The organism is Phreatobacter sp. (assembly GCF_016793595.1).
Lineage (GTDB): Bacteria > Pseudomonadota > Alphaproteobacteria > Rhizobiales > Phreatobacteraceae > Phreatobacter.
In genome coordinates this window covers 656255-681400 of record NZ_JAEULY010000004.1, presented here as the reverse complement: position 1 = coordinate 681400, position 25146 = coordinate 656255, and the positions used below count along the sequence as shown (strand labels likewise).

Genomic DNA, 25146 nt, shown 5'->3' with positions numbered 1-25146 from the left:
GGCATCGGGACGCTAGCTCTCGCCCATGGGCGTCTTCCGCAGCGATCGATGGTCGGCCGCGCGCAACCTGATGGTTGGCGTGCTGGTCTATCTCGTCGCGGCGACCGGCCTGCTCGGCGCGGTCACGCGAACAGCCCAGGGCTTCGACGCGACCGGGGCCATCGTGCTCTGCACCACCGACGGGTTCGCGACGGTCAGTGACGGTTCGCAGCCCGCGAAGCCTGCCCCGGTTTCGCAGCACTGCATGTTCTGCAACGTCACCGGCGGGGTCGACGTGCCGGTCCCGGCCTCGGCCGGCAAGGCTGTCGAGCCGCCCGTTGCGGCCCGCGCGCCTGGCCGCAGCTATGCGCCGATCCTGCCGTCCTATGCCTTTGCCGGCTGGCTCGGCACCAGATCGCCGAGAGCGCCCCCCTTCGCCGCCTGATCCGAGACTGAACCGCGCTTGGGCTCCCAAGCGCTTCTCGCCATCATGCGCCGAAATCCATTCCCATGTTCATCCCATCCATGCGGGTCCGCGCCGGGCTCGTCCTGTCTGCCGGCCTCGTTGCCGCGCCAATCGCCGCCGTTGCCCAGACGACCGAACTGCCGACCATCACCATCGAGGGGTCGCGCCCTGCGCGCGGCTCGCTGACCTCGCCCGATATCGAGACCCAGCGCCAACAAGTGAACCGCACCGCCGGTGCGGTCTCGCATGTCGATGCCGAAGCCTATGCCAGCACCTATGCGGCCAACCTGCGTGACGTGCTGCAGGAAACGCCGGGTGTTCTGGTGCAGAACCGGTACAGCCAGGAAATCCGCCTCTCGATCCGTGGCTCGGGGCTTGCCCGCTCGTTCCATACGCGCGGCATCGAGATCCTGCAGGACGGCATCCCCACCAACCTTGCGGATGGCTCCGGCGATTTCTATCAGATCGACCCATCGGCGCTCCGGGCCATCGAGGTGTTTCGTGGCGGCAATGCGCTGCCCTTCGGCTCCTCGACGCTGGGCGGCGCCGTCAATTTCGTCACGCCCACGGGGCACACGGCGGTCGCGCCCAATGTCTTCCGCCTCGATGCCGGCTCGTTCGGCACGGTTCGCGCCTACGGTTCGGTGTCGCGCGTCATGGGCGACTGGGACTTCAGCGCCTCCGGCACCCTCACGCATTCCGACGGCTGGCGGCAGCACGAGACGCAGAATCTCGGTCACTTCAACGCCAATGTCGGTCGCCGCCTGTCCGAGCGCGTCGAGACGCGCTTCTATTTCGGCGCTTATTACACGGACGTGAAACTGCCGGGCTCGGTCACCTACGGGCAGGCGATGACCAATCCCCGCGCGGCCAGCGCCAGCGCGATCGCGGGCGATCAGGCCCGCAACACCTATGTCCAGCGCTTCGCCAACGTGACATCGATTGCCTTCGACTTCGGCAAGCTCGACATCACCACCTGGGCCATTCACAAGCACCTCAATCACCCGGTCTTCCAGGTGCTGGATCAGGACGGCTGGACCTATGGCATCTCGCCGCGCTTCACGGGCTCGTTCAATCTCGGCGGTTTTCGCAATGATGTCGTGGTCGGCGCGCGCATCTTCGCCGGCAGCAATCAGGTCCAGCAATTCGTCAACCTGAACAACGGCACGGGGGCGCGCGGCCCGCAGACCGTCAACGGCCGGCAAAATGCCGCGAACTACGAGGCCTGGTTCGAGAACCGTTTCTTCGTCCTGCCGCAGATCGCCCTGACCGCCGGCGCGAAGGCCTATGTCGCCGAGCGGCGCTACAATGGCGGGCTGAACCTCAACGCGATCCCGGTGAATATCGACCGGAGCGTGACCTATTCCGGCGTCAATCCCCGTGTCGGCATCCTCTGGGAACCGCTGCGCGACGTGCAGGTCTTCGCCAATGTCACGCGCTCGTCCGACGTGCCGGACTTCTCCGACCTGATGCAGACAACGGCGGCGACCACGGCCTTCGTGCCGCTGAAGGCCCAGACCGGCACCACTTTCGAGATCGGCACGCGCGGCCGTCATGACCGTCTCTCGTGGGAGGTTACTGCCTTCCGCTCCGACCTGCGCAATCAGATGCTGCAGTTCAATACCGGGCCAGGCATTCCCGCCTCGACCTTCAACGCGCCGCGCACGCAGCTTCAGGGGCTGGAACTCGCGGGCGCTGTCGATCTCGCACGGGACCTCACCGGCAACGGCGACAGGCTGACACTCAGGCAGGTGTGGACCTGGTCGGACTTCCGGTTCGCGGACGACCCTGTCTACGGCAACAACGCGCTGCCGCTGGTGCCGCGCCACGTCCTGCGCACGGCGCTGAGCTACCAGCATCCGCTGTTCACGGTCACGCCGGCGGTGGACATCGTGCCGGAAGGCGCTTTCGTCGATTATCGCAACACGTTCCGCGTTCCCGGCTACTGGCTGCTCGGGGTGACCGCGAGCGCGAAGCTGCCCAACGGCGGCGAACTCTTCGTCGATCTACGCAACATCCTCGACAGGCGCACCATCTCGGATTTCGGCCCCGTCGTGCTCTACAATCCCGCGACCACGGCGACCTTCTATCCCGGCACGGGACGCAGCATCTACGGCGGCGTCCGCATGAAGTTTTGATGTAATAATGTATCATTGCGCCGGGCCGTCATGGCCCGGTGCCTGACAACCCCGGACGATCGGACCAATGCTCCTCGACGGCATCCGAACAGAGACCGCAAGCCCGTTGCCGGATGGCGACGCGGCTCTGCGTGCCCTGTTCGCGTTTCGGCCGGGGCTGGGGGAGGCCGTCGTTGCCGCCGCGCCGGAGATCGTCGTTCAGGCCGCGATCGATCATGCGGGCGCGCCGGAATTCGAGGTCGTGCCGCAGGCGTCGCCCCTCGTCACCCTGCCGCGCGGGCGCGTCCTCGCACCGGCGGCTGCCGTGCTGTCCACCTTCCTGCATGGCGCGCTTCTCGCGGCCTTCGTCGCCTTCACGGCGCCCACGCTGCCGCAAACCGAATTGCCGGCGGTCGAGGTCGAACTGGTGGAACCGGAAGCCTCGCCGCCACCGGCCGCAGCCGCGCCGGAAACGCCCGCGACGGAGGCGCCGGATGTCCAGATCGACCCGCCGCCCATGGCCGAGATGCCGCTGCCGCCGGAACTCATCCCGCCCGAACCGCTCGCCACGGAGGCCCCCCCTGTGGAGCCTCCCGCCGAGCGACAGGTCGCGGCCGTCGCGCCCGCGCAGGTGATGATCGATCCGCCCCCCGATATCGACATGGCCTTGCCCGCCGAACTAACCCCGCCCGCACGCCCGCAGGTGGAGCCGCCGCCGCCCGTCGCGGCGCAGTTGCCGCTGCAGGCCCGGCGATCCGGGCCGCAGCAGCGCCGCCCGCCGCCACCCCGGCGCGAAGCCGAGCGGCAGGAGCCGAGGCCGCAGCCGCCACGGCGGCAGGCGTCGGCGCCACCGTCCGCCGCATCGGAGGGGCGGGGCGTGATGGCGAGCCAGACGCAGCGCACGGCCACGCCGCCGCCGAGCTACCTCGCCCGTGTCACGGCGCAGCTTCATCGCGCCAAGCTGCCCGGCAACGGCGAGCGGGGCGTCGCCATGGTGCGTTTCGCGATCACCCGCGCCGGTGCCGCCACCGGCATCGGGCTCGTGCGCTCTTCCGGCAATGGCGCGCTCGACCAGGCCGCCACGGCGCTGGTGCGCCGCGCCGCGCCCTTCCCGCCACTGCCGGCCGAGTTCGGCCCGGCGGTCATGCCGCTCACCGTCCCCATTTCCTTTCGTTGAAACGAGGCCCCGTCATGAACCTCCCCCGTATCGTCATCGCGCTGGCCACCGCGCCGCTTCTGGGCTCCGCCGCCGTCGCCCACGTCACACTGGAGAACCGCGAAGCGACGGCCGGCCGCAGCTACAAGGCTGTGCTGACCGTGCCGCATGGCTGCGGCTCGTCGCCCACCACCGGCATTCGCGTGACCATTCCCGAAGGCGTGGTTTCCGTGAAGCCGCAGCCGAAGCCCGGCTGGCAGCTGGCAACCGTCAGCGGCCCCTATGCGCGCGGCTACCAGAGCCACGGCAGGGAACTGCGCGAGGGCGTCAAGGAGATCGCCTGGACCGGCGGCTCGCTGGCAGACGATCGCTATGACGAGTTCGTCTTCGTCGCGCAGGTCGATGCGTCCCTGGCGGGCGCCGGTCAGGTGCATTTCCCTGTGGTACAGACCTGCGCCAGCGGCGAGGCGCGCTGGGATCAGGTGCGTGAGGCAGGCAGCACGGCGCGGCTGGAACGGCCCGCCCCGGCGCTTCGCGTTCTTGCGGCGTCCGGCGAGAGGCCGGCGCAGGGTGCAGGTCATGGCGCGGCCGCATCCGTGACGAAGGGCGACATCGTCGTCGCGCAACCCTGGTCGCGGGCGACGCCCGGCGGCGCGCGCGTCGCCGGTGGCTACCTCGCCGTGACGAACCGCGGCGCCCAGCCCGACCGGCTGACCGGCGGCAGCGCTGATTTCGCGGAGCGCGTCGAGGTCCATGAAATGGCGACGGTGAACGGCGTCATGACCATGCGCGGTCTCGGAGGCGGTCTCGAGATCTCGCCCGGGGCGACGGTGGAGCTCAAGCCGGGCGGCTATCACCTGATGTTCGTGGGGCTGCGCCGGCCACTGGCGGAGGGCCAGACCGTCAAGGTGACGCTGACCTTCGAGCGCGCCGGCACTGTCGAGCTGAACTTCCGCATCGGTTCGATCGGCGGGCGGGCAGCGCCCGGCGGCGATGACCACAGCCACCACTGAGGTCGCCATGCTGCGTGCAGTCCGGATTGCCGCGTGGGCGGGCATCGCCGTCCTGCTCTTCCTGTCGGTGGCGCTGGGCATCGGCTGGTGGCGCGTCGATGGCCCGACCGTGGCGCAGGAAGTGACGTCCCTGCCGCGCGCCATGCCGCAGATCGGCGGGCCGTTCAGCCTGATCGACCACCGTGGCAGACGGGTATCCGAGAAGGACTTTGCCGGCCGTCCCATGCTGGTCTTCTTCGGCTTCACCCATTGCCCGGACGTCTGCCCGACCGCGCTGTTCGAGATGACCACGCGGCTCGCGGCGCTTGGGGAAGAGGGCGCGAAGCTTCAGGCGCTGTTCGTCACCGTCGATCCCGAGCGCGACACGGCCGCGCAGATGGCGCTCTATCTCGGGTCGTTCGATCCGCGCATCGTCGGACTGACCGGCAGCCGCGCCGAGGTCGAGGCGGCCTCCGCCGCCTATCGCGTGATCGCCCGCCGGGTGCCGCTCGAGGACGGCGGCTACACGATGGACCACACGGCCTCGGTGTTCATGGTGGACTCAGCCGGGCGTTTCGCCGGCACGATCGATCACCACGAGGACAACGAGGCGGCGCTCGCCAAGATGCGGCGGCTCGCCGGTAGCTGAAAGGTGGCAGCAGCCTCGCGAGCGTGTCGGCGCCTGCCGTTGCGCGGACGGCGCGAGGCCACCATGTCATCGCCGCAGATCTGAAGCCCGAGAGCGGAGAAACGCGTCGATGGCGGCAGGCAGAACGACCGAAACCATCGTGGTGCTTGCCGACCGGCGGCGACCGCGCGCCGTCTCCCATCTCATGCCGGGTGATTTCGAGCCCTATCTGACGCGCTGGAAGCTGACGCCGGACGGGGAGCCGTTCCAGACTCATTCCAGCCGCCTTCTGCCGGTTCGTCATGGCGACGAGGCCGCGATGCTGAAGATCGCCCTTGCGCAGCAGGAACAGCGCGCCTGCCGCCTGATGGTCTGGTGGGACGGCGACGGGGCGGCGCGGGTTCTGGCTCACGACGACGGCGTGCTGGTCATGGAGCGCCTTGCCGGCCCCCGCTCGCTCAACGCCATGGCGCGCGGCGGAGAAGCCGGCGACGAGGAGGCGACACGCATCCTTTGCGACGCGCTCGCGCGTCTTCACGCGCCGCGCGGCACGCCGCCGCACATGCTGGTGCCGATCGAGCAGTGGCTGGCTGATCTCTGGCCGGCGGCGGATAGCCGAGGCGGTATCCTCGCCCGTTCGGCGGAGGTGGCGCGCCGGCTGCTGACGACTCCGCAGGACATCACGGTGCTGCACGGCGATCTGCACCATGACAATGTCCTCGACGGCGGACCTCGCGGCTGGCTCGCCATCGACCCCCACGCCCTCGTCGGCGAGCGCGGCTTTGACTACGCCAACATCTTCTGCAACCCCGAAGGCACTGATATCCCGATCACGCCCGGCCGGCTGGCGTGGCGGGTGGACGTGGTCGCCGAAGCCGGCGGTCTCGACCGCAGACGGCTGCTGATGTGGATCATGGCCTATGCCGGCCTGTCTGCCGCCTGGTATGTCCAGGACCATGACGAGGCCGGAGCGAGGTTGCCGCTCGCCGTCGCCGAAGCGGCAGCTGCCGAACTCGACAGGGCTTGACCTGGATCATCCTCCGGCAGGGGCAACTTGAAGGCTCGCGGCTGCGGGTCTAGACCCGCTGGCATGACCGTAAACGCCCCGCGCCCCGACCCATCGCCGCTGCCGCCGGACCTCGACGCCCGCAAGGCGGCCTCGCGCCTCTGGTTCGAGGCGTTGCGCGACGATATCTGCGCCAGATTCGAGGCACTGGAGAACGATCTGCCGCCGGGTCTGCCGGGGCATGACAAGCCGGCCGGCCGCTTCGTGCGCAAGCCGTGGAAGCGCACCGACCATTCCGGCGTTGCGGGTGGTGGCGGTGTGATGAGCATGATGGCTGGCCGCGTCTTCGAGAAGGTCGGCGTCCATTGCTCGACCGTGCATGGCGAGTTCGCGCCCGAGTTCCGCGCGCAGATCCCCGGAGCCTCCGACGACCCGCGCTTCTTCGCGACCGGCATCTCGCTGATCGCCCATCCCGTGAACCCCAATGTTCCCGCCGTCCACATGAACACGCGCATGGTGGTCACCACGCGCGCCTGGTTCGGCGGTGGCGCGGACCTGACCCCGGTTCTCGACCGGCGCAGGACGCAGAACGATGCCGACACCGTCGCCTTCCACGCGGCCATGCAGGCGGCCTGCGACCGCCACCGCGTCGCCGATCACGCCCGCTACAAGGCCTGGTGCGACGACTACTTCTTCCTGAAACACCGCAACGAACCGCGCGGCGTCGGCGGCATCTTCTTCGACTATCTGGATTCCGGCAGCCGCGACGAGGACTTCGCCTTCACGCAGGATGTCGGGCGCGCCTTCGCCATCGTCTATCCCGATCTCGTGCGTCGCAATTTCGGCGAGGCCTGGAGCGAGGCGGATCGCGAAGAGCAACTCGTGCGTCGCGGCCGCTATGTCGAGTTCAACCTGCTTTACGACCGCGGGACGGTTTTCGGGCTGAAGACCGGCGGCAATGTCGAGAGCATCCTGTCCTCCATGCCGCCAGTGGTGAAGTGGCCGTGACCGGCGGCGGGCCGGCGCTTGCCGGGTCTAATTTAACACGTTAATTGTATGGGCGTGCCGCTCCGGCGGCGGTGACCGGCGGAGGATTGGATGACGCGCCTGATGACGGGAGGCGAAGCCATCGTCTCCGGCCTGATCGCCAACGGCGTCGACACCGTGTTCGGTCTGCCGGGCGCGCAGATGTATCCGCTGTTCGATGCGCTGGCGCAGAACGCCGACAGCATCCGCACGGTGGGCGCGCGGCATGAGCAGGCCTGCGGCTACATGGCTTTCGGCTACGGCCGTTCGACGGGCAAGGTCGGCGTCTATTCGGTCGTGCCGGGGCCGGGGCTCCTGAACACCACGGCGGCGCTCGCCACTGGCTGGGGATGCAACACGCCCATGGTCTGCCTGACGGGGCAGATTCCCTCCGCCTTCATCGGCCGGAGGCGCGGCCACCTGCACGAGATCGCGGACCAGCTGGGCACGCTGAAAAGCCTTGTCAAATGGGCCGAGCGGATCGAGCGGCCGGCCGATGCCCCGGCCCTCGTCGCGGAAGCCTTCCGGCAGGCGCAGTCCGGCCGGCCCGGCCCCGTGGCGCTCGAAATGGCCTGGGACACGATGGCCTCGTCCGAGGACGTGCCGGAGGCGCAGGAGGCGGTCCTCGACAAGGCGCCGAACCCTGACCCTTCCGTCGTCGCCGAGGCTGCCCGCCTCATCCGCTCGGCGCGATGCCCCATCATCATGACCGGCTCCGGCGCACAGCATGCGAGTGCGGAAATCACCGGCCTCGCGGAATTGATCGGCGCGCCGGTGGCGGCCTTCCGCGGCGGCCGCGGCGTGACCGACGAGGCCGGGCCCTGGGGGCTTTCCTCCTACGCCGCGTTCCGGCTCTACGAGCAGTGCGACCTCGTCATCGGCATCGGCACGCGCTTGGAAATGCCGACCATGCGCTGGGGCAACATGATGGCGGTGATGACCCGCCTCGACGGTGGCAGGAAGCTGATCCGCATCGATATCGATCCGCAGGAGATGATCCGGCTTGAGGCCGATGCCGGCATCGTCGCCGACAGCGCCGATGGCGTTTCGGCGCTTGTCGCGGCGCTCGCCGGCCACCGCGCGCCGGACAACTGGGCCGCTATCGAGAAGGCACGCACCGATGCGGCCGGGGCCATCCGCGTGGTGCAGCCCGAGATGGACTATCTCGACGTGATCCGTGGCGTGCTGCCCCCGGACGGCCTGCTGGTCGAGGAGCTCTGCCAGGCCGGGTTCGCCAGCTATTTCGGCTACCCCGTCCGCAAGCCCTACACCTATGTCTCGACCGGCTTTCAGGGCACGCTCGGCTACGGCTTCCCGACGGCGCTGGGCGTCAAGGTCGCCCATCCCGACAAGCCGGTCGTCTCCATCATCGGCGATGGCGGCTTCCTGTTCGGCGTGCAGGAACTGGCGACGGCCGTTCAATACGGCATCGGCCTTGTAACCGTGGTGTTCAACAACGAAGCCTACGGCAATGTCCGGCGCGACCAGGAGCAGCGCTATGGCAATCGCCTGATCGGCGCGGATCTCGTCAATCCGGACTTTCTCGCCCTGGCCAAAGCTTTCGGCCTTGACGGGTTCCGGGTGTCTTCGCCGCAGGAGCTGAGGCCGGTTCTCGCTGCCGCTGTTGCCAAAGGCGTACCGGCACTGATCGAAGTGAAGGTAGCGCGCGGTTCGGAAGCAGCCCCCTGGCCGTTCATCCATCCGGTGAAGGCGTATTGACTTCGGTTGGCGAGGGGCTGCGCGTCGGTCCCTCGTGCATTATTCTGTCGTCGCTCGCGAGGGGGAGGAGCTGTGTGAGTCCCCCTTACCCACGGATCGGCTCTCCGTCCTACCCGATCTGCGCGGGCACCTTCCGCCATAGCCGCTTGTAGCCCGGGTGACCGTTGACTAGCGTCGTCTTCAACGGCGGAGCGGGAGGATGGGCATGGACCGCAGGCAGGTCATCGCGGGCGCGGCACTCGCGCCGCTCATTGTCGGCGCCTCGCGCGCCCAGTCCGGTCCCTTGCGCTTCGTCTTTCCCTTCGCCGCCGGCGGAGCCGGCGACGGCCTGACGCGCATCGTCGCCGACGAGGTTGGCCGTGCGCTGAACGAGACGGCCATTGTCGAGGCGCGCCCCGGCGCGGGAGGCCAGATCGGCACGCAGGCGGTGATCAACGCGCCCCCGGACGGGCGCACCCTGCTGCTGACGCCGGTCGCGCCGGTCATCATCCACCCGATCGTCTTCCCACAGCTTCCCTACGATCCGTTCAAGGATCTGGCCCCGATCAGCCTCGTCACCACCTTTGATTTCGCGCTGGCGGTCAATCCGGAGACGCCGGTGAAGACGCTGGCCGAACTGGTGCCGTGGATGAAGGCCGACCCGCGCCGCGCGACCTACGGTTCGCCCGGCGTCGGCAACCTGCCGCACTTCTTCGGCGCGCTGATGGGCGAGAAGATCGGTATCGCCATGCAGCACGCGCCCTATCGCGGCTCTGCGCCGGCGCTGACCGACCTCGTCGCCGGGCAGGTGCCCATGGTGATGACCACCACCTCCGACGTCACGGAACTCGCCAAGGCGGGCCGTATCCGCGTGCTGGCTGTCTCGGGCCGCGAGCGCTCACCCTTCCTGCCCGACGTGCCGACCTTCACGGAGGCAGGCGTGCCCATCGTCGGCGGCGCCTGGTACGCGCTCTACACCAAGGCCGGCGCGCCTGCCGACATGATCGGCAAGGTCAGCCAGGCCGTCATGGCGGCGATGCGTGCTCCGGCCGTGAAGGCGAAAGTGCTGGGTCTCTCCATGGTGCCGACCGGCTCGACGCCGGAGGAACTGGCGTCCATCCAGAAGGCCGATCACGAGGCCTGGACGCCGGCCGTCCGCGCCTCCGGCTTCAAGCCGAGCTGAAAGAGCCCGCCTCATGCCGCATGCCGACAGGAACGTCCTCTTCATCATGTGCGACCAGCTGAGGTTCGACTACCTGAGCTGCTACGGCCATCCGACGCTGAAGACACCGAACATCGACGCGCTGGCGGCGCGCGGCGTGCGTTTCACCCGCGCCTACGTGCAGTCGCCGGTCTGCGGGCCCTCGCGCATGAGCACCTATACCGGCCGCTACATGCGCTCCCACGGCTCCAACTGGAACAACATGCCGCTGCGCATCGGCGAGCCGACGCTGGGCCAGCATCTGAAGGCCCTCGGCGTGCGCAATGTGCTCGTCGGCAAGACCCACATGACCGCCGACGACGAGGGCATGGAACGGCTGGGAATCCCCAAGGGCTCGGTGATCGGCGTGGAGGCCGCGCAATGCGGCTTCGAGCCCTATGAGCGCGACGACGGCCTGCATCCCTTGAGGCCCGGCGGGCCGCGCCCGGCCTATGACAAGTATCTCGAGGAGCAGGGCTTCCCCGCGCGCAATCCCTGGGAGGACCGGGCGAATTCCGGCGTCGGCCCCGATGGCGAGAAGCAGAACGGCTGGCTGCTCGCCCATGCCGACAAGGAGGCCAACGTCCCGGAGGAGCATTCCGAGACACCCTACATGACCCGCCGGGCCATGGATTTCATCCGCGAGGCAAAGGACGACGGCCGGCCCTGGTGCCTGCATCTCTCCTACATCAAGCCGCACTGGCCCTATATCGCGCCGGCGCCCTACCACGACATGTATTCGGAGGCTGACGTCCAGCCGGCGATCCGTTCGGACGGCGAGCGGCAGAACCCGCACCCCGTCTATGGCGCCTTCATGGACATGCGCGTTTCCCGCAATTTCTCGCGGGAGGATGTCCGCCGCCGCGTCATCCCCGCCTATATGGGCCTGATCAAGCAGATCGACGACCAGCTTGGGCACCTGTTCAAGTTCCTCGACGAGGAGGGGCTGACCGACAAGACCATGATCGTCTTCACCTCCGACCACGGCGACTATCTCGGCGATCACTGGCTCGGCGAGAAGGACCTGTTCCACGAGGTCTCCGTGAAGGTGCCGCTGATCGTGGCCGACCCGTCGAAGGAGGCCGACGCCACGCGCGGCACGGTGTCCGACGCGCTGGTCGAGGCCATCGACCTCGCCCCGACCTTCATCGAGCATTTCGGCGGCGCCGTGCCGCGCCACATCGTCGAGGGACGCTCGCTTAAGGCCCTTCTCGCTGGCGAGAAGCCGCTCGGCTGGCGCGAGGTCGCGATCTCCGAATACGACTATTCCATGCTGGATTCCCGCCGCGCCCTCGGTCGAAAACCCGACGAATGCCGGCTGTTCATGGTCTTCGACGGCCGGTTCAAATATGTCCACGCACCGGGTTTCCGCCCCATGTTGTGGGATCTGGAAACCGACCCGAACGAGTACCGCGACCTCGGCGACGACGCCGATTTCGAGGCCGACCGGTTGCGCATGAAGGAGCACCTGCTCCGCTGGGCGCTCGCCGACCACAACCGCATCACCTTCTCGGATGAGCAGATCGAGACCTACGGCCCCGCGCGGCAGCTCAAGGGCGGCATACTCATCGGCTACTGGGACGAACAGGAAGTGGTCAAGGCGAAGAAGGCCTACGGCATCGAGTGACCGGCCAACCCCGGTCTTGCCAAGACGGCCGCGCCGGGGCTCCATGGCCACGATGTCGATCAGGACGCTACAGACGTGAGCCACGATCTCGCCCCTCATCCGCTGAGGCGCCAGGTGCTGGACGAACTGCACGCCCGGCCCTTCCAGCTGGTTGATGCGCCGCGCCGTGTCCTACATCTCGCCTTCTCGACCGCCGAGCGGCCGGCGGCGGCCGAGCGGGCCGCGCTCGCCCGCTGGTGCGAGGCCACGGGCGCGGCACGCCCCGAGGACGGCGCGAACTTCCATCGCGCGGCATTCCCGACGTCGCACCTGCGGTGGGAGCGCCACAGCGAGTTCTCGACCTATGGCTGGGACGTGCCGGCGCCGGGCGGCGACCCTTTCCACTGGCCGCTTGCGGAACCGTCGCCGGTCGGCGTCTCGATCGATCCGCCGGGCCCGCTGCTGGTGGCGATCGACCTCGCGCTGGTCAGGGCCGCCGATCTGCCGCCCGGCTGGCACGACCTGTTCGATCCTGCTTCGCTCTGCATCTCGGCGCTGAAGGACGAGACGGCGCTGATCGCCACGGATTTCCGGCAGGACGCGCGCGGTTTCACCCGCATCCTTGTCGTTGACCGCAGCCTCACGCCGGTGGCGGCCGGCTCCCTGATCCAGCGCCTGCTGGAGGTGGAGACCTATCGCTGCTTCGCCCTGCTGGGCTTGCCGGAGGCGCAGCGCATGGCGCCGGTCATCGGCCGTATCGAAAGGGAACTGGTGGCTGTCGCGCAGCGCATGAAGACGGCGACCGGCCTCGAAAGCAATGCGGCGCTTCTCGATACGCTCGTGGCGCAGGCAGCGGAGCTGGAGGCCGAGGCGGCGCTGTCCAGCTTCCGCTTCGGCGCCACGCGCGCCTATGAGGCGCTGGTGCGCTCGCGGCTCGCGGTCATCGGCGAGATCCCCGTCGAGGGGCACTCGACCTGGGTCGCCTTTCTCGACCGCCGCTTCGCGCCGGCGATGCGGACCTGCCAGACCATGGCCGACCGTCAGGCCGAACTGTCGCAAAAACTCGCCCGCGCCGCCAACCTGCTCCGCACCCGCGTCGACATCGCGCTCGAGGAGCAGAACCGCACGCTGCTCCAGACCATGTCGGACCGCGCGCGCCTGCAGCTCCGGCTACAGCAGACGGTGGAGGGGCTCTCCATCGCGGCGGTGTCCTATTATGTCCTCGGCCTTCTCGGCTACCTGTTCAAGGGCGGCAAGGATGCCGGCTTCCTGCCGTTCGAGCCGACAGTCGCGACCGCGGCGGTTCTGCCCTTCGTGGTGATCGCCATGGCCATGGTGGTTCGCCGCATCCGCCGCTCCCACGGCGAGCATTGAGCGCGCATGGGGGCGATCCGGGCGGCGCGGTTCCGCGCCCGGTTGCGATCCGCTAGCCTGACCGCGCATCCGGAGATTTCGCCATGGACTATGTGAAGCTTGGCCGCACCGGCCTCGACGTCTCGCGCCTCTGCCTCGGCTGCATGACCTATGGCGCGCCCGACAAGGGCACCCATCCCTGGTCCATGGGCGAAGAGGAGAGCCGCCCCTTCATCAGGCGGGCGCTCGATCTCGGCATCAATTTCTTCGACACGGCCAATGTCTATTCCATCGGCTCCAGCGAGGAGATCGTCGGCAGGGCGCTGAAGGATTTCGGCAGGCGCGAGGATCTCGTCATCGCGACCAAGGTGTTCAACCGCATGCGCCCGGGGCCGAACGGCATGGGCCTGTCGCGCAAGGCGATCATGACCGAGATCGACCAGTCGCTGCGCCGGCTCGGCACCGACTATGTCGACCTCTACCAGATTCACCGGTTCGATTATTCAACGCCTATCGAGGAGACGCTGGAGGCGCTCCACGACATCGTGAAGGCCGGCAAGGCCCGCTACATCGGTGCCTCGTCGATGCACGCCTGGCAGTTCATGAAGATGCTGAAGACGTCGGAGGCCAATGGCTGGACGCGCTTCGTCACCATGCAGAACTACGTCAACCTGCTCTACCGCGAGGAGGAGCGCGAAATGCTGCCGCTCTGCCGTGAAGAGGGAATCGGCGTCATCCCGTGGAGCCCGCTGGCGCGCGGACGCCTGACCCGCGACTGGGACGAGACCAGCGCCCGCTCGGAGACGGACGAGTTCGGCAAGACGCTCTACGCCAACACGGCCGATGCGGACCGCAGGGTGGTGGAAGCCGTGGCGAAGGTGGCGAAAGCACGCGGCATTCCGCGCGCACAGGTCGCGCTCGCCTGGGTGCTGTCGAAACCGGTCATCACAGCGCCGATCGTCGGGGCGACCAAGATGGGCCATCTCGACGATGCCGTCGCGGCGCTGTCGGTGAAGCTGACGGCGGAGGAAATCGCGGAGCTGGAGGCGCCCTACGCGCCGCACACGGTGACGGGGTTCAAATAGGCCGCAACGTCATGCCCGGCCTCGTGCCGGGTATCGACGACCTTCTCGGAAAGCCTGTTCAAGACGTCGATGGCCGGGACAAGCCCGGCCCTCGACGCATTCCATGCCTCACTTTAGCGGCGAAAACCGCGTCGGCCGGAGAAACCGCACGTGCTGCGTTTCGACCAGCCCCTTCACCTTCGCCAGATAATCCTGCCAGCGCGGGTCGGCCATCATCCGGTCGCGGCGGGCGAGCCGGTCGTCGAGGCTCTCGTAGGACCACCAGGCGACGACGTGGTTGAGCTCAGCCGTCTCCGACGTGAAATAGCCGTGGAAGGTGCCGAGCATCTCCTTCTGGATGGCGAGGCCGTGCTCCTCGTAGAGCCCGACGAATTCGGCGAGGTGGCCTGCCTTGATGCGGTAGTCGCGCTCCTCGACGATCATCGCTTGTCCTTGCCGTGAGATTGGTCGGCCCAGCCGAACACCGTGCGCTTCTCGATCGCCTCGACATCGGCGGGGCGCGGGAACGGTTCCGGCGCGGGCTCGCCGGGTTTGCGCTCGCGCCCGATGGCGGCGAAGAAATCCTCCAGCCCGCCTGGCATCAGGAACCACACGAAGCTCATCGGCTCCGGCCCCGGATTGACGAAGCCGTGCTTGCGGTCCCGGCCGATGAACACCGTCGAGCCCGGTTCCATCGGCTGATTAATTCCGTCGACCCGCGCAAAGCCACGGCCGGAGGTGACGTGGATCACCTCCTCGTGCCGGTCATGCGTGTGCTCGCGGATATGGCAGCCGGGGGCAACCGTCTGGGTGCCCATGGCGAAACGGTTTTCCGATTTCACGGTGCCGGGGTTGAGGATGCAGCGGACGAAGCCGTTGGCGGGCACCGGCTGCCAGTAGGAAGCGCTGTCCTCGGGACCGATGACCTTTACCTCGGCCTGATTCGAACCGCTCATGGTCTAGATCTCCCGTGCGTCCAGATGCCGGTACAGCGGCAGGGCGAACGGCGCGATCCGGCGGATGATCGGCTGCAGCGGCTGGGGCGTCGGCTCGGAGAATGGCAGGCCGAGTTCGCTGTCCGGCGTGCCTTGCGTGATCTTCGCCAGTTCCCGCCCGAGCGAGACCGAGAGCGCGACCGCGCGGCCGTTGCAGCCCGCCCAGGCATAGCCGTTCGGACCGAGCCGGTGGAAGCGCGGGAAACCGGCCACCTGCGGCTTCAAAAGGCTATCGGGCGTCATGCCGACATAACCAGACCAGACGAAGTCGAATTCGATGTCGCCGAGCTGGGGCCAGAGCTTCTTCAGCCGTGCGGCGAGTTGCGGGCGCAGGTTGTCGCCGTCGCGCCCCGGCACCATGGCCGCGCCGCCGGTCACGAGGCGGTTGCGAGCGTCCCAGCGGGCGAAATAGAGCTCGCGATGGGTGTCGGACATGGCCTGCCGGTCGGGGATGATCGTCTTGGCGATGTTGTCGCTGATCGGTCGCGTCGCCATCTGCCATGACAGGACCGGAATCACCTCGCGGGCGATGTCGCGGTTGAGCCCGTCGCTGAACTCGCCGGTATAGGCGTTGGTGGCCAGCACCAGCGCCCTGGCCGTCACCGTGCCCTTGTCGGTCTTCACCACCCAGTTGTCGCCGACGCGCGCATAGGACTGCACCGGCGAACGCGAACGGATGACGGCGCCGAGACGCAGCGCCGCGTGCGCGAGCCCGCGCGCGAGCGCGAGCGGGTTGATATGTCCGCCGGTCGGGTTCCAGAAGCCGCCGAACCAGGCGTCGGAGCCCAGCATCTTCGCGGTGGCGGCGCGGTCGAGCAGTTCGACCGGCGCGCCGATCGCCGACCATTCGCGCACGCGCTTTTCCGCGATCTTGAACCGACCGGGTGAGTGGACCGGCTGCACCCAGCCGGCCTGCTCGGCCTCCGCCGGGATGTCGTATTTCCGCACGGTCTCGAAGAGATATTGCGCGCTGTCGCGCAGCACCGCGTTGAATCGCTCGCCGGCTTCTCCGTGGCGGGCGGTCATGCCGGAGGGATCGTGGCCGGCGAGGGTCGGGATCACCTGCCCGTTATTGCGTCCGGAGGCACCCCAGCCGGGTTCGACGGCCTCCACCACGGTCACGCCCACGCCCATCTCGCGCAGGTGGATGGCGGTCGACAGTCCCGTGAAGCCCGCACCGATGACCACGACATCCGCCGTCTCGTCACCGCTGACCGGCTGCAGCACGGGCCCGGGCGGGGCGGTTGCTGCCCAGAGCGAGGGCGGCCAGGGTGCGGACGATGTCTGTGTCATGGAGACTTTCCCGGTGGATGTGTCATGATCCGGTTCGGCGCCCATGAAAGCGGGGCTGCGCGAGGGCGACAAGCCGCGTTCGTGCAGAGGTCGCACGGCGGTTTTCGTGGGCATTCTCATTTCACTGCATTAGTCCGGCATATGAGATAAAATATTCTGTTTGTATTGCCTGTTGTAGAATGTACATTCTTTTTGTCCTATATTTCTTTCGGTGTATTGGAAATTTCGTCTCCTGCGAGCTATGAGTGCAGCGCAGCAGCCCTACGGCGGAAATGCCGGTCTGGGCGCGTTGCGTTGGACGGCGGCTTGGGCTGAACTCGGGATCGCTGGTTCGTGAAGGGTAGGGGCGTTACATGCCGCTGAAGCATATTCTGGGCGTCGACCACGTGGTGGTCACGGTGCGTGATCTGGATGCGGCTGCGAAGGCCTGGGGCCGCATCGGCTTCACCATGTCGCCGCGCGGCACGCATTCGCCGCTGCTCGGCACCGGCAATTACACGACCATGTTCGGCGACGACTATCTGGAGCTGCTCGGCGTCCTCACCGAGACCGATCAGAACAAGCCGACGCGCGACTTCCTCGCCAGGCGGGAGGGTATCGAGCGCACCGCTTTCACCACGGACGACGCCGCCGGCGGCGCCGCCGAGCTCAAGGCGCGTGGGCTGGAGCCGCTCGGCCCCGTCCATTTCGGCCGTCCGGTCGACCTGCCGAACGGCTCGACGGGCGAGGCCAGGTTCAACGTCTTCCGCTGGCCGCTCGACCAGAACCCCGGTGGCATGCGCATCTTCGCCTGTCAGCACCTGACCCGCGAGACGGTGTGGATTCCGGAGATCCAGAAGCACGCCAACGAGGCGAAGCGCATCGTCCGCATCGAGGTCCTCTCCGCCGATCCGAAGGGCTCCGCGCAGAAGATGGCCGGCCTGATCGACGAGCCGGCTGTTCAGACGCCGGACGGCTGGCGCGTGCCCTCGGGCGGCAAGCGCGCCGATTTCCTGTTCTACGATCAGGCGCAATTCGAGAAGGCCTATCCCGCCGCCGTCCGCGACGGCGCGGCTTCGGAAGGCGCTGTCGCGCTCGTGCTCGGCACGGCCGATCTTGCCAAGGCCAAGGCTGCCTCCGGCGGCGTCGCCCATGGCGAGGAGCAGGTCAGCGTGCCCGCGAAGGTCGTCAATGGCGTCATCGTGAGCTTCGTGCCCAACTGACGGGCGCGCCCGCTTTTCGAGCATTCGCATGATTGACGGGGATTTCCCCGTTCCGCATCGTACATTCCAAGCCTATTCGCCAGGAGCCCCTGCCATGGACTTCACCCGCCGCGCCGCGCTCATGACTTCGGCGGCGATCGCCGCCAATGTCGTCGATCCGTTCCGTGCTTTCGCCCAGCAGGCACCGCGCAAGGGCGGCGTCTTCGTGGTCCACTACGGCGCCGAGCAGCGCCAGCTCAATCCGAGCCTCCAGGCCTCGACCGGCGTCTACATCATCGGCGGCAAGATCCAGGAGCCGCTGGTCGATCTGGACGCCGCCGGCAACCCGGTCGGCGTGCTGGCGACGAGCTGGGAATCGACGCCCGACGGCAAGGCCATCACCTTCAAGCTGCGTCAGGGCGTAACCTGGCACGACGGCAAGCCCTTCACCTCGGCGGACGTGCAGTTCACCGCCATGGAGATGTGGAAGAAGATCCTCAACTACGGCTCCACGCTGCAGCTGTTCCTGACCGCCGTCGACACGCCGGATCCGCATACCGCGATCTTCCGCTACGAGCGGCCCATGCCGCTGAACCTGCTCCTGCGCGCGCTGCCCGACCTCGGCTACATCTCGCCGCGCCACCTCTATGAGGGCAAGGGCGACATCCGCCAGAACCCGGTGAACCTCGCCCCGGTCGGCACCGGCCCGTTCAAATTCGTCAGCTACGAGCGCGGTCAGCACGTCATCGCTGAACGTCACGACGGCTACTGGCGCGGACCCGCCCATCTCGACCGCATCGTCTGGCGCGTCATCACCGACCGCGCCGCCGCCGCCGCGCAGATGGAGGCCGGCCAGCTGCACTACTCGCCGTTCTCGGGCCTGACGATTTCCGACATGGCGCGCCTCGGCAAGGACCCGCGCTTCGTCGTCTCGACCAAGGGCAACGAGGGCAATGCCCGCACCAACACGCTGGAGTTCAACTTCCGGCGCAAGGAACTGGCCGACATCAAGGTCCGTCAGGCACTCGCCCACGCGATCAACGTGCCGTTCTTCATCGAGAACTTCCTTGGCGACTTCGCCAAGATCGGCACCGGTCCGATCCCGTCGGTCTCGACCGATTTCTATCCGGGCGCCAACACGCCGCAATATCCCTATGACAAGGCCAAGGCCATCAAGCTGCTCGACGAGGCGGGGCTGCGCCCCGGCGCCGGCGGCACGCGCCTGACGCTGCGTCTCCTGCCGGCGCCGTGGGGCGAGGACATCTCGCTTTGGGCAACCTTCATCCAGCAGTCGCTGGGCGAGGTCGGCGTCAGGGTCGAGATCGTCCGCAACGATGGCGGCGGCTTCCTGAAATCGGTCTATGCGGACCACGCTTTCGACCTGGCGACGGGCTGGCACCAGTACCGCAACGACCCCGCTGTCTCGACGACGGTCTGGTACCGTTCCGGCCAGCCGGTCGGCGCGCCCTGGACCAACCAGTGGGGTGTCGCCGACGCGACCCTCGACAAGATCATCGACGACGCGGCGACCGAGGTCGATGCGGCCAAGCGCAAGGCGCTCTATGGCGACTTCGTCAAGCGCGCCAATGGCGAGCTGATGATCTGGATGCCGATCGAGCAGATCTTCGTCACGGTCATCACCTCCAAGGCGCGCAACCATTCGAACACGCCGCGCTGGGGCTCCACCTCCTGGCACGATCTTTGGTTGGCCGAGTGACGGCACGAATGTCACGGGCGGCCTGAAGCCATGCATATCCTGAGACTCGCGGGGCGGCGACTGGCCGCCTCGATCCCGACGCTGATCCTGATCCTGGTCGGCGTCTTCCTGCTGCTCCAGCTCGCGCCCGGCGACACGGTGGACGCCATGATGGCGCAGATGGGCGGCGGCGACGCCCGCACCGCCGAGGACCTGCGCCGTTTCTACGGCCTCGACCTCTCGGTGACGGCCCAGCTCGGCAATTATCTCTGGCGGCTCATCCGCTTCGATCTCGGCTTCTCGGCCATCTACGGCAAGCCCGTGGCGACCGTCATTGCCGAGCGCCTGCCGGCGACCATCCTTTTGATGACGGCGTCGCTCTCCTTCGCCTTCTTTTTCGGCATCGTCTTCGGCGTGATCGCCGCGCGCGGCGTCAACCGCTGGCCGGACACGCTGATCTCGACGCTCGGCCTGATCTTCTACGCGACGCCCTCGTTCTGGTTCGGGCTGATGGCGATCGTCGTCTTCTCCATCTACCTGCAATGGCTGCCGGCGGGGGGCTTAAGCGACATCACGCAGGTCAAGGAGGGCATCTGGCTGGTGCTGGATACGGCGCGGCATCTCGTTCTGCCGACGCTGACGCTGGGCCTGATCTTCCTCGCTATCTACCTGCGCATCATGCGCGCCTCCATGCTGGAGGTGCTGACGCTCGACTTCGTCCGCACCGCCCGCGCCAAGGGGCTGGACGAGACGCGCGTCGTCGTCCGGCATGTGCTGCGCAATGCCCTGCTGCCGATGGTGACGCTGATCGGCCTTCAGGCCGGCACCATGCTCGGCGGCTCGGTGGTGGTGGAGAGCGTGTTCTCGCTGCCGGGGCTGGGGCGTCTCGCCTACGAGAGCGTCGTGCAGCGCGACCTCAACACCCTGCTCGGCATCATCTTCGTCTCGGCGCTGCTCGTGATCGCCGTCAATTTCATCGTCGACCTCGTCTATGCGCGGCTCGACCCCCGCATCAAGTCGGAGGGCTGAACGGTGGCTTTCGTTCGCGCCTATTTCCGCTCGCCGCCCGCCGTCATCGGCCTGTTCCTGCTGCTCTGCGTCGTCGCCATGGCGATCAGCGCCGGCTGGTTCTTTCCGCGCGATCCGCTGGCGCTGGCCGGCCGGCCGCTGGTCTGGCCCTTCGCCAATCCGCGCTTTCCCCTCGGCACTGACAATTCGGGCCGCGACATCGCCGCGCAGATATTCTACGGCGCGCGCATCTCGCTCCTGATCGGCGGAGTGGCGACGGTCATCGCCGTGGTCATCGGCATCGTGATCGGCGCGGTCTCCGGCTATTACGGCGGCTGGGTCGACAACGTGCTGATGCGCATCACCGAGGCCTTCCAGACGCTGCCGAACTTCCTGCTGCTGCTGGTGCTCGTCGCGGTGTTCGGCTCCAACATCACGACGGTCATCATCGCCATCGGCATCGTCTCATGGCCGGCGCCGGCGCGCCTGACGCGCGCGGAATTCCTGTCGCTGCGCAGCCGCGAATTCGTGCAGGCGGGGCGCACGCTCGGCCTCAAGGACATGAAGCTGATCTTCGGCGAAATCCTGCCCAATGCCCTGCCGCCGGTCATCGTCTACGCAAGCGTGGTCATGGCCGTGTCGATCCTGCTCGAAAGCGCGCTCGCCTTCCTGCGTCTGTCCGATCCGAACGTCGCCTCCTGGGGCAACCTGATCGGCCTCGGCCGCGATGTGCTGCGCGTGCAGTGGTACGTCTCTGCCATTCCCGGCATCGCCATCCTCGTCACCGTGCTCGCCGTCTCGCTGGTGGGCCAGGGCCTGAACGACGCCCTCAACCCGAGGCTGAAGGGCCGATGACCGAAGCATCCCCCGCTGTCCTGACGCTCGATGCCCTGAGCGTCCGCCTGCCTGCGGGCGCCGACCGCCCGCACGCCATGAAGGATGTGTCGCTGGCGATCTCGTCGAACGAGATCCTCTGCGTCGTCGGCGAGAGCGGCTCCGGCAAGTCGATGACCGCGAATGCCATCATGCGGCTGCTGCCGGGCGGCGTGGAGATCGACGGCGGCAAGGTTCTGTTCGACGGGCGCGACCTGACGCGGCTGACCGAAGCCGAGATGCGCGACGTCCGCGGTGCCGGCATCGCCATGATCTTCCAGGAGCCGATGACGGCGCTCAATCCGCTGCGCACCATCGGCGACCAGATCGGCGAGATGTTCGCCATCCACACCAAGCTCAAGGGCGCGGCCATCACCGAGCGGGTTCTCTCGCTGCTGGAGGAGGTCCGCATTCCGGACCCGAAGCTTGCCGCGCGCGCTTATCCGCACGAACTCTCCGGCGGCCAGCGCCAGCGCGCCATGATCGCCATGGCGCTCGCCCTCGATCCGAAGGTGCTGATCGCCGACGAGCCGACCACGGCGCTCGACGTGACGACGCAGGCGCAGATTCTCGCGCTGATCCGCGACCTTCAGGCGCGCAAGGGCACGGCGGTCCTGTTCATCACCCACGATTTCGGCGTCGTCGCCGAGATCGCCGATCGCGTCGCTGTGATGCAGCACGGCCTCGTGGTGGAGCAGGGGCCGGCCGAGCAGATCCTCGACGATCCGCAGCATCCCTATACCAAGCAGCTCATCGCGGCCGTGCCGCCGCTGAAGGCGCCGCCGCCGCGCCCCCTCTCGGGCGAGACGATCCTCGCCGTCGAGCATGTGTCCAAGACCTTCCGCACCGGCGGCTTCCTCGGCCGCGGCGTGCGCGTCACCCATGCCGTGAAGGACGTGACTCTGTCGTTGCCGAAGGGCGGCACGATCGGCATCGTCGGCGAGTCGGGCTCCGGCAAGTCGACGCTGGCGCGCTGCATCGTCCGCCTGATCGACCCGGATACCGGCGTCATCAACCTCAGCGGCCGCGACCTCGCCAAGCTCTCGCGCGAGGAGATGCGGCGGGCGACCCGCCATATCCAGATGGTCTTCCAGGACCCCTTCGCCTCGCTCAATCCGCGCCGAAAGGCCGGCGAACTGGTGGCGCAGGGTCCCATCGTTCACGGCATGGATCGCGCCGAGGCGCTGGCCAAGGCCAAGGAACTGTTCGCCCTTGTCGGGCTCGATCCCGCCGCGACAGACCGCTATCCGCACGAGTTCTCCGGCGGTCAGCGCCAGCGCATCGGCCTCGCGCGCGCGCTCGCGCTCCAGCCGGAAGTGCTGGTGGCGGACGAGGCGGTCTCCGCCCTCGACGTCTCGGTTCAGGCGCAGGTGCTGCGGCTCCTCGCGGAGCTGCGCCAGCGGCTGGGCCTCTCCATCGTCTTCATCACCCACGATCTCCGGGTGGCCGCGCAGGTCTGCGACCTCGTCGCGGTGATGAAAAACGGCGAGGTGGTCGAGGCCGGCCCCATCGGCAAGGTCTTCGGCGATCCGCAGCATCCCTATACGCAGGCGCTGCTCGCCTCGATCCCCGGCCGCGAGTTCGGCGTGAAGCGCGAGGCGGTCGCCATCTAGGCTACTGACGGCCGGCGACGTTTAGCGCTATACCTCGGGTGATATAGCGCCAACCGGAACCGCCGCATGTTCTCGCTGACCTCGGAGGAATGGACCGCCGTCGAGCTGTCGCTGCGGATCGCGTCCTGGGCGACGCTCTGCGCGCTGCCCTTCGGCCTCGCCATCGCCTGGCTGCTGGCCCGCAAGGAATTTTGGGGCAAGGCGATCCTCGACGGCATCGTCCATCTGCCGCTGGTGCTGCCGCCGGTGGTCACCGGCTACATGCTGCTCGTCGTCATGGGCCGGCGCGGCCCGGTCGGCGCCTTCCTCGCCGAGCATTTCGGCATTGTCTTCTCGTTCCGCTGGACCGGCGCGGCGCTCGCTTGCGCGGTCATGGGCTTTCCCCTGCTGGTGCGTGCCATCCGCCTCTCCATCGAAGCCTCGGACGTGAAGCTTGAACGCGCCGCCGCGACGCTCGGCGCCAATCCCCTCGCCGTGTTCTTCACCGTCACCCTGCCGCTGGCGCTGCCGGGCATCCTCGCCGGCATGGTGCTCTGCTTCGCCAAGGCGCTAGGCGAGTTCGGCGCGACCATCACCTTCGTCTCGAACATTCCCGGCGAGACGCAGACCATCTCGGCGGCGATCTATACCTATACGCAGGCGCCCGGCGGCGACGAGGCGGCGATGCGCCTGACCGTCATCGCCATCGTCATCGCGCTCGTTGCGCTGGTGGCGTCGGAATGGTTCGCGCGAAGGGCCGGTGCCAAGATTCACGGTGCCTGAGAAGTCGGCGAAGGGCAGCCTTGCACGGATCGGACCCAAGGGAGACTATTCATCCTGCGGTGCCCTGCTAAGGTCCGCGCCCCTGCTGCAACGCAATCGGGCCGCCGATGGTCGATATAGCCACCCGCGTCTACAATCACACTTGGAAGCTCGACCCGATCATCCGGTCGCTACTGGATTCGGACTACTACAAGTTCGCCATGCAGCAGTTGATCCGGCGTTTCCACCCGGATGTGACCGCGACTTTCGCACTGAATAACCGCACGAAGACCGTGCGCCTCGCCGACATCATCGACGAGCGCGAGCTGCGCGAGCAGCTCGACCACGCCCGCAGCCTGTGCTTCACCCCGAAGGAGCTGATCTGGCTCGCTGGCAACACGTTCTATGGCCGCGAGCGCATTTTCACGCCGGACTATCTCGCCTTCCTCAAGGATTTCCGGCTGCCGGACTACGAGTTGACGCGGCGCGACGGCCAGTACGAGCTGACCTTCGCGGGGCGATGGGCCGAGACCACGATGTGGGAGGTGCAGTCCCTCGCCATCATCAACGAGCTGCGCGCCCGCGCCACCATGCGCGACCTCTCGAAGCTCGAACTCGATATCCTCTACGCCAATGCCAAGGCCAAGGCCTGGGACAAGATCAAGCGCCTGCGCCGTCTCAAGGACGAGGTCGGAACGCTGAAGATCTCGGACTTCGGCACCCGCCGCCGCCACGGCTTTCTCTGGCAGCAATGGATGATGGAGGCGATGACCGACGCGCTCGGCGCCGACGTCTTCACCGGCACCTCCAACATGAAGCTCGCCATGGATCTCGGCATCGAGGCCATCGGCACCAATGCCCACGAGCTGCCCATGGTCTATGCCGCGCTGGCGAAGACCGACGAGGAACTCCTGAAATCGCCCTACCGGGTGCTGGAGGACTGGGCACGCATCTACGATCAGAACATGCGCATCATCCTGCCGGACTGTTTCGGCACCGCCCATTTCCTCGCCCACGCCCCGGACTGGGTGGCCGACTGGACCGGCGCGCGGCCGGATTCCAAGGAGCCCATCGAGGGCGGCGAGGAACTGATCCGGTGGTGGCGCGAGAAGGGCCGCGACCCCACGAAGAAGCTGGTCATCCTTTCCGACGGCATGGACATCGATTCCATCGAGGAGACGGCGCGCCACTTCAAGGATCGGGTGCGCATCGGCTACGGCTGGGGCACCAATCTCACCAATGATTTCAAGGGCTGCGTGCCGAACGGCGACGCCGATGCTCTGGCGCCCATCTCCGTCGTCTGCAAGGTGATCGAGGCGAACGGCCGCCCGGCGGTCAAGCTCTCCGACAATCCGCTGAAGGCGACCGGCCCCAAGGACGAGATCGAGCGTTACCGCCGCGTCTTCGGCACGGTCGGTATGAAGCAGCACGCGGTGCTCGTCTGACCGCCGGGT

22 protein-coding genes are annotated in these 25146 nt (G+C 67.7%); 19 read left to right on the top strand and 3 right to left on the bottom strand.

Features of this window, described 5'->3' with window-relative positions:
• Positions 1-25 precede the first annotated feature (25 nt).
• The 12 genes from JNK84_RS07355 (at position 26) to JNK84_RS07300 (ending at position 14313) form a co-directional block, all read left to right on the top strand.
• Positions 26-424, top strand: a complete 399-nt coding sequence (locus JNK84_RS07355; protein ID WP_293422232.1) for a DUF2946 family protein — start codon at positions 26-28, stop codon at positions 422-424.
• A 65-nt stretch (positions 425-489) separates the two neighbouring features.
• Entirely contained in the window at positions 490-2583 is a 2094-nt protein-coding gene (locus JNK84_RS07350) for a TonB-dependent receptor family protein (RefSeq protein WP_293422229.1), read from the top strand.
• 67 nt (positions 2584-2650) lie between these two features.
• Positions 2651-3739 (top strand): TonB family protein, encoded by a 1089-nt coding sequence (locus tag JNK84_RS07345; RefSeq protein ID WP_293422225.1) that lies wholly within the window; start codon positions 2651-2653, stop codon positions 3737-3739.
• A 14-nt stretch (positions 3740-3753) separates the two neighbouring features.
• Positions 3754-4731 carry a DUF1775 domain-containing protein gene (locus tag JNK84_RS07340; protein ID WP_293422222.1) on the top strand — a complete coding sequence of 326 codons (978 nt, stop codon included), beginning with the start codon at positions 3754-3756 and terminating at the stop codon, positions 4729-4731.
• A gap of 7 nt (positions 4732-4738) precedes the next feature.
• Positions 4739-5359 (top strand): SCO family protein, encoded by a 621-nt coding sequence (locus JNK84_RS07335; RefSeq protein WP_293422219.1) that lies wholly within the window; start codon positions 4739-4741, stop codon positions 5357-5359.
• Positions 5360-5468: 109 nt separating this feature from the next.
• Entirely contained in the window at positions 5469-6365 is an 897-nt protein-coding gene (locus JNK84_RS07330; RefSeq protein WP_293422216.1) for an aminoglycoside phosphotransferase family protein, read from the top strand.
• Between the two features lie 63 nt (positions 6366-6428).
• On the top strand, positions 6429-7352 hold the full coding sequence (gene hemF / locus JNK84_RS07325; RefSeq protein ID WP_293422213.1) for an oxygen-dependent coproporphyrinogen oxidase: 924 nt from the start codon (positions 6429-6431) through the stop codon (positions 7350-7352).
• A 90-nt stretch (positions 7353-7442) separates the two neighbouring features.
• Complete coding sequence (locus JNK84_RS07320) at positions 7443-9089, top strand: thiamine pyrophosphate-dependent enzyme (RefSeq protein ID WP_293422210.1); 1647 nt, start codon at positions 7443-7445, stop codon at positions 9087-9089.
• Between the two features lie 205 nt (positions 9090-9294).
• A complete protein-coding gene (locus tag JNK84_RS07315) occupies positions 9295-10251 on the top strand; it encodes a Bug family tripartite tricarboxylate transporter substrate binding protein (RefSeq protein ID WP_293422207.1) in 957 nt (318 codons plus the stop codon).
• A gap of 13 nt (positions 10252-10264) precedes the next feature.
• Positions 10265-11896, top strand: coding sequence for an alkaline phosphatase family protein (locus tag JNK84_RS07310; protein ID WP_293422204.1), 1632 nt, complete (start codon positions 10265-10267; stop codon positions 11894-11896).
• Between the two features lie 75 nt (positions 11897-11971).
• Positions 11972-13249, top strand: a complete 1278-nt coding sequence (locus JNK84_RS07305; protein WP_293422201.1) for a DUF3422 family protein — start codon at positions 11972-11974, stop codon at positions 13247-13249.
• An 83-nt stretch (positions 13250-13332) separates the two neighbouring features.
• The gene (locus tag JNK84_RS07300) at positions 13333-14313 is read left to right on the top strand and encodes an aldo/keto reductase (RefSeq protein ID WP_293422198.1); all 981 of its coding nucleotides are present in this window, start codon (positions 13333-13335) and stop codon (positions 14311-14313) included.
• Between the two features lie 108 nt (positions 14314-14421).
• Here JNK84_RS07300 and JNK84_RS07295 read toward each other — a convergent pair whose 3' ends face one another.
• From JNK84_RS07295 to JNK84_RS07285, 3 genes are read right to left on the bottom strand one after another with little or no spacing between them, the layout of a single operon-like run.
• A complete protein-coding gene (locus tag JNK84_RS07295) occupies positions 14422-14736 on the bottom strand; it encodes an NIPSNAP family protein (protein ID WP_293422195.1) in 315 nt (104 codons plus the stop codon).
• A complete protein-coding gene (locus JNK84_RS07290; protein ID WP_293422192.1) occupies positions 14733-15248 on the bottom strand; it encodes a cupin domain-containing protein in 516 nt (171 codons plus the stop codon). Before JNK84_RS07290 ends, JNK84_RS07295 begins: the two co-directional genes overlap by 4 nt.
• Before the next feature lie 3 nt (positions 15249-15251).
• On the bottom strand, positions 15252-16580 hold the full coding sequence (locus JNK84_RS07285) for an NAD(P)/FAD-dependent oxidoreductase (RefSeq protein ID WP_293422189.1): 1329 nt from the start codon (positions 16578-16580) through the stop codon (positions 15252-15254).
• A 353-nt stretch (positions 16581-16933) separates the two neighbouring features.
• Between JNK84_RS07285 and JNK84_RS07280 the strand changes: the two genes are divergently transcribed.
• The 7 genes from JNK84_RS07280 to JNK84_RS07250 all read left to right on the top strand — a co-directional run bounded on the left by JNK84_RS07280 (position 16934) and on the right by JNK84_RS07250 (position 25137).
• Positions 16934-17782: a VOC family protein gene (locus JNK84_RS07280; RefSeq protein WP_293422186.1), complete on the top strand. Its 849-nt coding sequence runs from the start codon at positions 16934-16936 to the stop codon at positions 17780-17782.
• Positions 17783-17876: 94 nt separating this feature from the next.
• Entirely contained in the window at positions 17877-19478 is a 1602-nt protein-coding gene (locus JNK84_RS07275) for an ABC transporter substrate-binding protein (RefSeq protein WP_293422183.1), read from the top strand.
• Positions 19479-19508: 30 nt separating this feature from the next.
• The gene (locus JNK84_RS07270) at positions 19509-20486 is read left to right on the top strand and encodes an ABC transporter permease (protein ID WP_293422179.1); all 978 of its coding nucleotides are present in this window, start codon (positions 19509-19511) and stop codon (positions 20484-20486) included.
• Between the two features lie 3 nt (positions 20487-20489).
• On the top strand, positions 20490-21320 hold the full coding sequence (locus JNK84_RS07265; RefSeq protein WP_293422176.1) for an ABC transporter permease: 831 nt from the start codon (positions 20490-20492) through the stop codon (positions 21318-21320).
• Positions 21317-22951, top strand: a complete 1635-nt coding sequence (locus tag JNK84_RS07260) for an ABC transporter ATP-binding protein (protein WP_293422173.1) — start codon at positions 21317-21319, stop codon at positions 22949-22951. Before JNK84_RS07265 ends, JNK84_RS07260 begins: the two co-directional genes overlap by 4 nt.
• A gap of 66 nt (positions 22952-23017) precedes the next feature.
• Positions 23018-23713: a molybdate ABC transporter permease subunit gene (gene modB / locus JNK84_RS07255; protein WP_293422170.1), complete on the top strand. Its 696-nt coding sequence runs from the start codon at positions 23018-23020 to the stop codon at positions 23711-23713.
• A gap of 107 nt (positions 23714-23820) precedes the next feature.
• Positions 23821-25137, top strand: a complete 1317-nt coding sequence (locus tag JNK84_RS07250) for a nicotinate phosphoribosyltransferase (protein WP_293422167.1) — start codon at positions 23821-23823, stop codon at positions 25135-25137.
• The last annotated feature ends 9 nt before the right edge of the window (positions 25138-25146 follow it).

What these genes read in the sequence shown, in the direction of transcription:
- modB (WP_293422170.1), top strand. Translation starts at nt 23,018, where the DNA reads ATGTTCTCGCTGACCTCGGAGGAATGGACCGCCGTCGAGCTGTCGCTG.
- JNK84_RS07335 (WP_293422219.1), top strand. Translation starts at nt 4,739, where the DNA reads ATGCTGCGTGCAGTCCGGATTGCCGCGTGGGCGGGCATCGCCGTCCTG.
- JNK84_RS07310 (WP_293422204.1), top strand. Translation starts at nt 10,265, where the DNA reads ATGCCGCATGCCGACAGGAACGTCCTCTTCATCATGTGCGACCAGCTG.
- hemF (WP_293422213.1), top strand. Translation starts at nt 6,429, where the DNA reads ATGACCGTAAACGCCCCGCGCCCCGACCCATCGCCGCTGCCGCCGGAC.
- JNK84_RS07260 (WP_293422173.1), top strand. Translation starts at nt 21,317, where the DNA reads ATGACCGAAGCATCCCCCGCTGTCCTGACGCTCGATGCCCTGAGCGTC.
- JNK84_RS07270 (WP_293422179.1), top strand. Translation starts at nt 19,509, where the DNA reads ATGCATATCCTGAGACTCGCGGGGCGGCGACTGGCCGCCTCGATCCCG.
- JNK84_RS07320 (WP_293422210.1), top strand. Translation starts at nt 7,443, where the DNA reads ATGACGCGCCTGATGACGGGAGGCGAAGCCATCGTCTCCGGCCTGATC.
- JNK84_RS07330 (WP_293422216.1), top strand. Translation starts at nt 5,469, where the DNA reads ATGGCGGCAGGCAGAACGACCGAAACCATCGTGGTGCTTGCCGACCGG.
- JNK84_RS07350 (WP_293422229.1), top strand. Translation starts at nt 490, where the DNA reads ATGTTCATCCCATCCATGCGGGTCCGCGCCGGGCTCGTCCTGTCTGCC.
- JNK84_RS07290 (WP_293422192.1), bottom strand. Translation starts at nt 15,248, where the DNA reads ATGAGCGGTTCGAATCAGGCCGAGGTAAAGGTCATCGGTCCCGAGGAC.
- JNK84_RS07315 (WP_293422207.1), top strand. Translation starts at nt 9,295, where the DNA reads ATGGACCGCAGGCAGGTCATCGCGGGCGCGGCACTCGCGCCGCTCATT.
- JNK84_RS07280 (WP_293422186.1), top strand. Translation starts at nt 16,934, where the DNA reads ATGCCGCTGAAGCATATTCTGGGCGTCGACCACGTGGTGGTCACGGTG.
- JNK84_RS07300 (WP_293422198.1), top strand. Translation starts at nt 13,333, where the DNA reads ATGGACTATGTGAAGCTTGGCCGCACCGGCCTCGACGTCTCGCGCCTC.
- JNK84_RS07355 (WP_293422232.1), top strand. Translation starts at nt 26, where the DNA reads ATGGGCGTCTTCCGCAGCGATCGATGGTCGGCCGCGCGCAACCTGATG.
- JNK84_RS07250 (WP_293422167.1), top strand. Translation starts at nt 23,821, where the DNA reads ATGGTCGATATAGCCACCCGCGTCTACAATCACACTTGGAAGCTCGAC.
- JNK84_RS07295 (WP_293422195.1), bottom strand. Translation starts at nt 14,736, where the DNA reads ATGATCGTCGAGGAGCGCGACTACCGCATCAAGGCAGGCCACCTCGCC.
- JNK84_RS07275 (WP_293422183.1), top strand. Translation starts at nt 17,877, where the DNA reads ATGGACTTCACCCGCCGCGCCGCGCTCATGACTTCGGCGGCGATCGCC.
- JNK84_RS07345 (WP_293422225.1), top strand. Translation starts at nt 2,651, where the DNA reads ATGCTCCTCGACGGCATCCGAACAGAGACCGCAAGCCCGTTGCCGGAT.
- JNK84_RS07340 (WP_293422222.1), top strand. Translation starts at nt 3,754, where the DNA reads ATGAACCTCCCCCGTATCGTCATCGCGCTGGCCACCGCGCCGCTTCTG.
- JNK84_RS07285 (WP_293422189.1), bottom strand. Translation starts at nt 16,580, where the DNA reads ATGACACAGACATCGTCCGCACCCTGGCCGCCCTCGCTCTGGGCAGCA.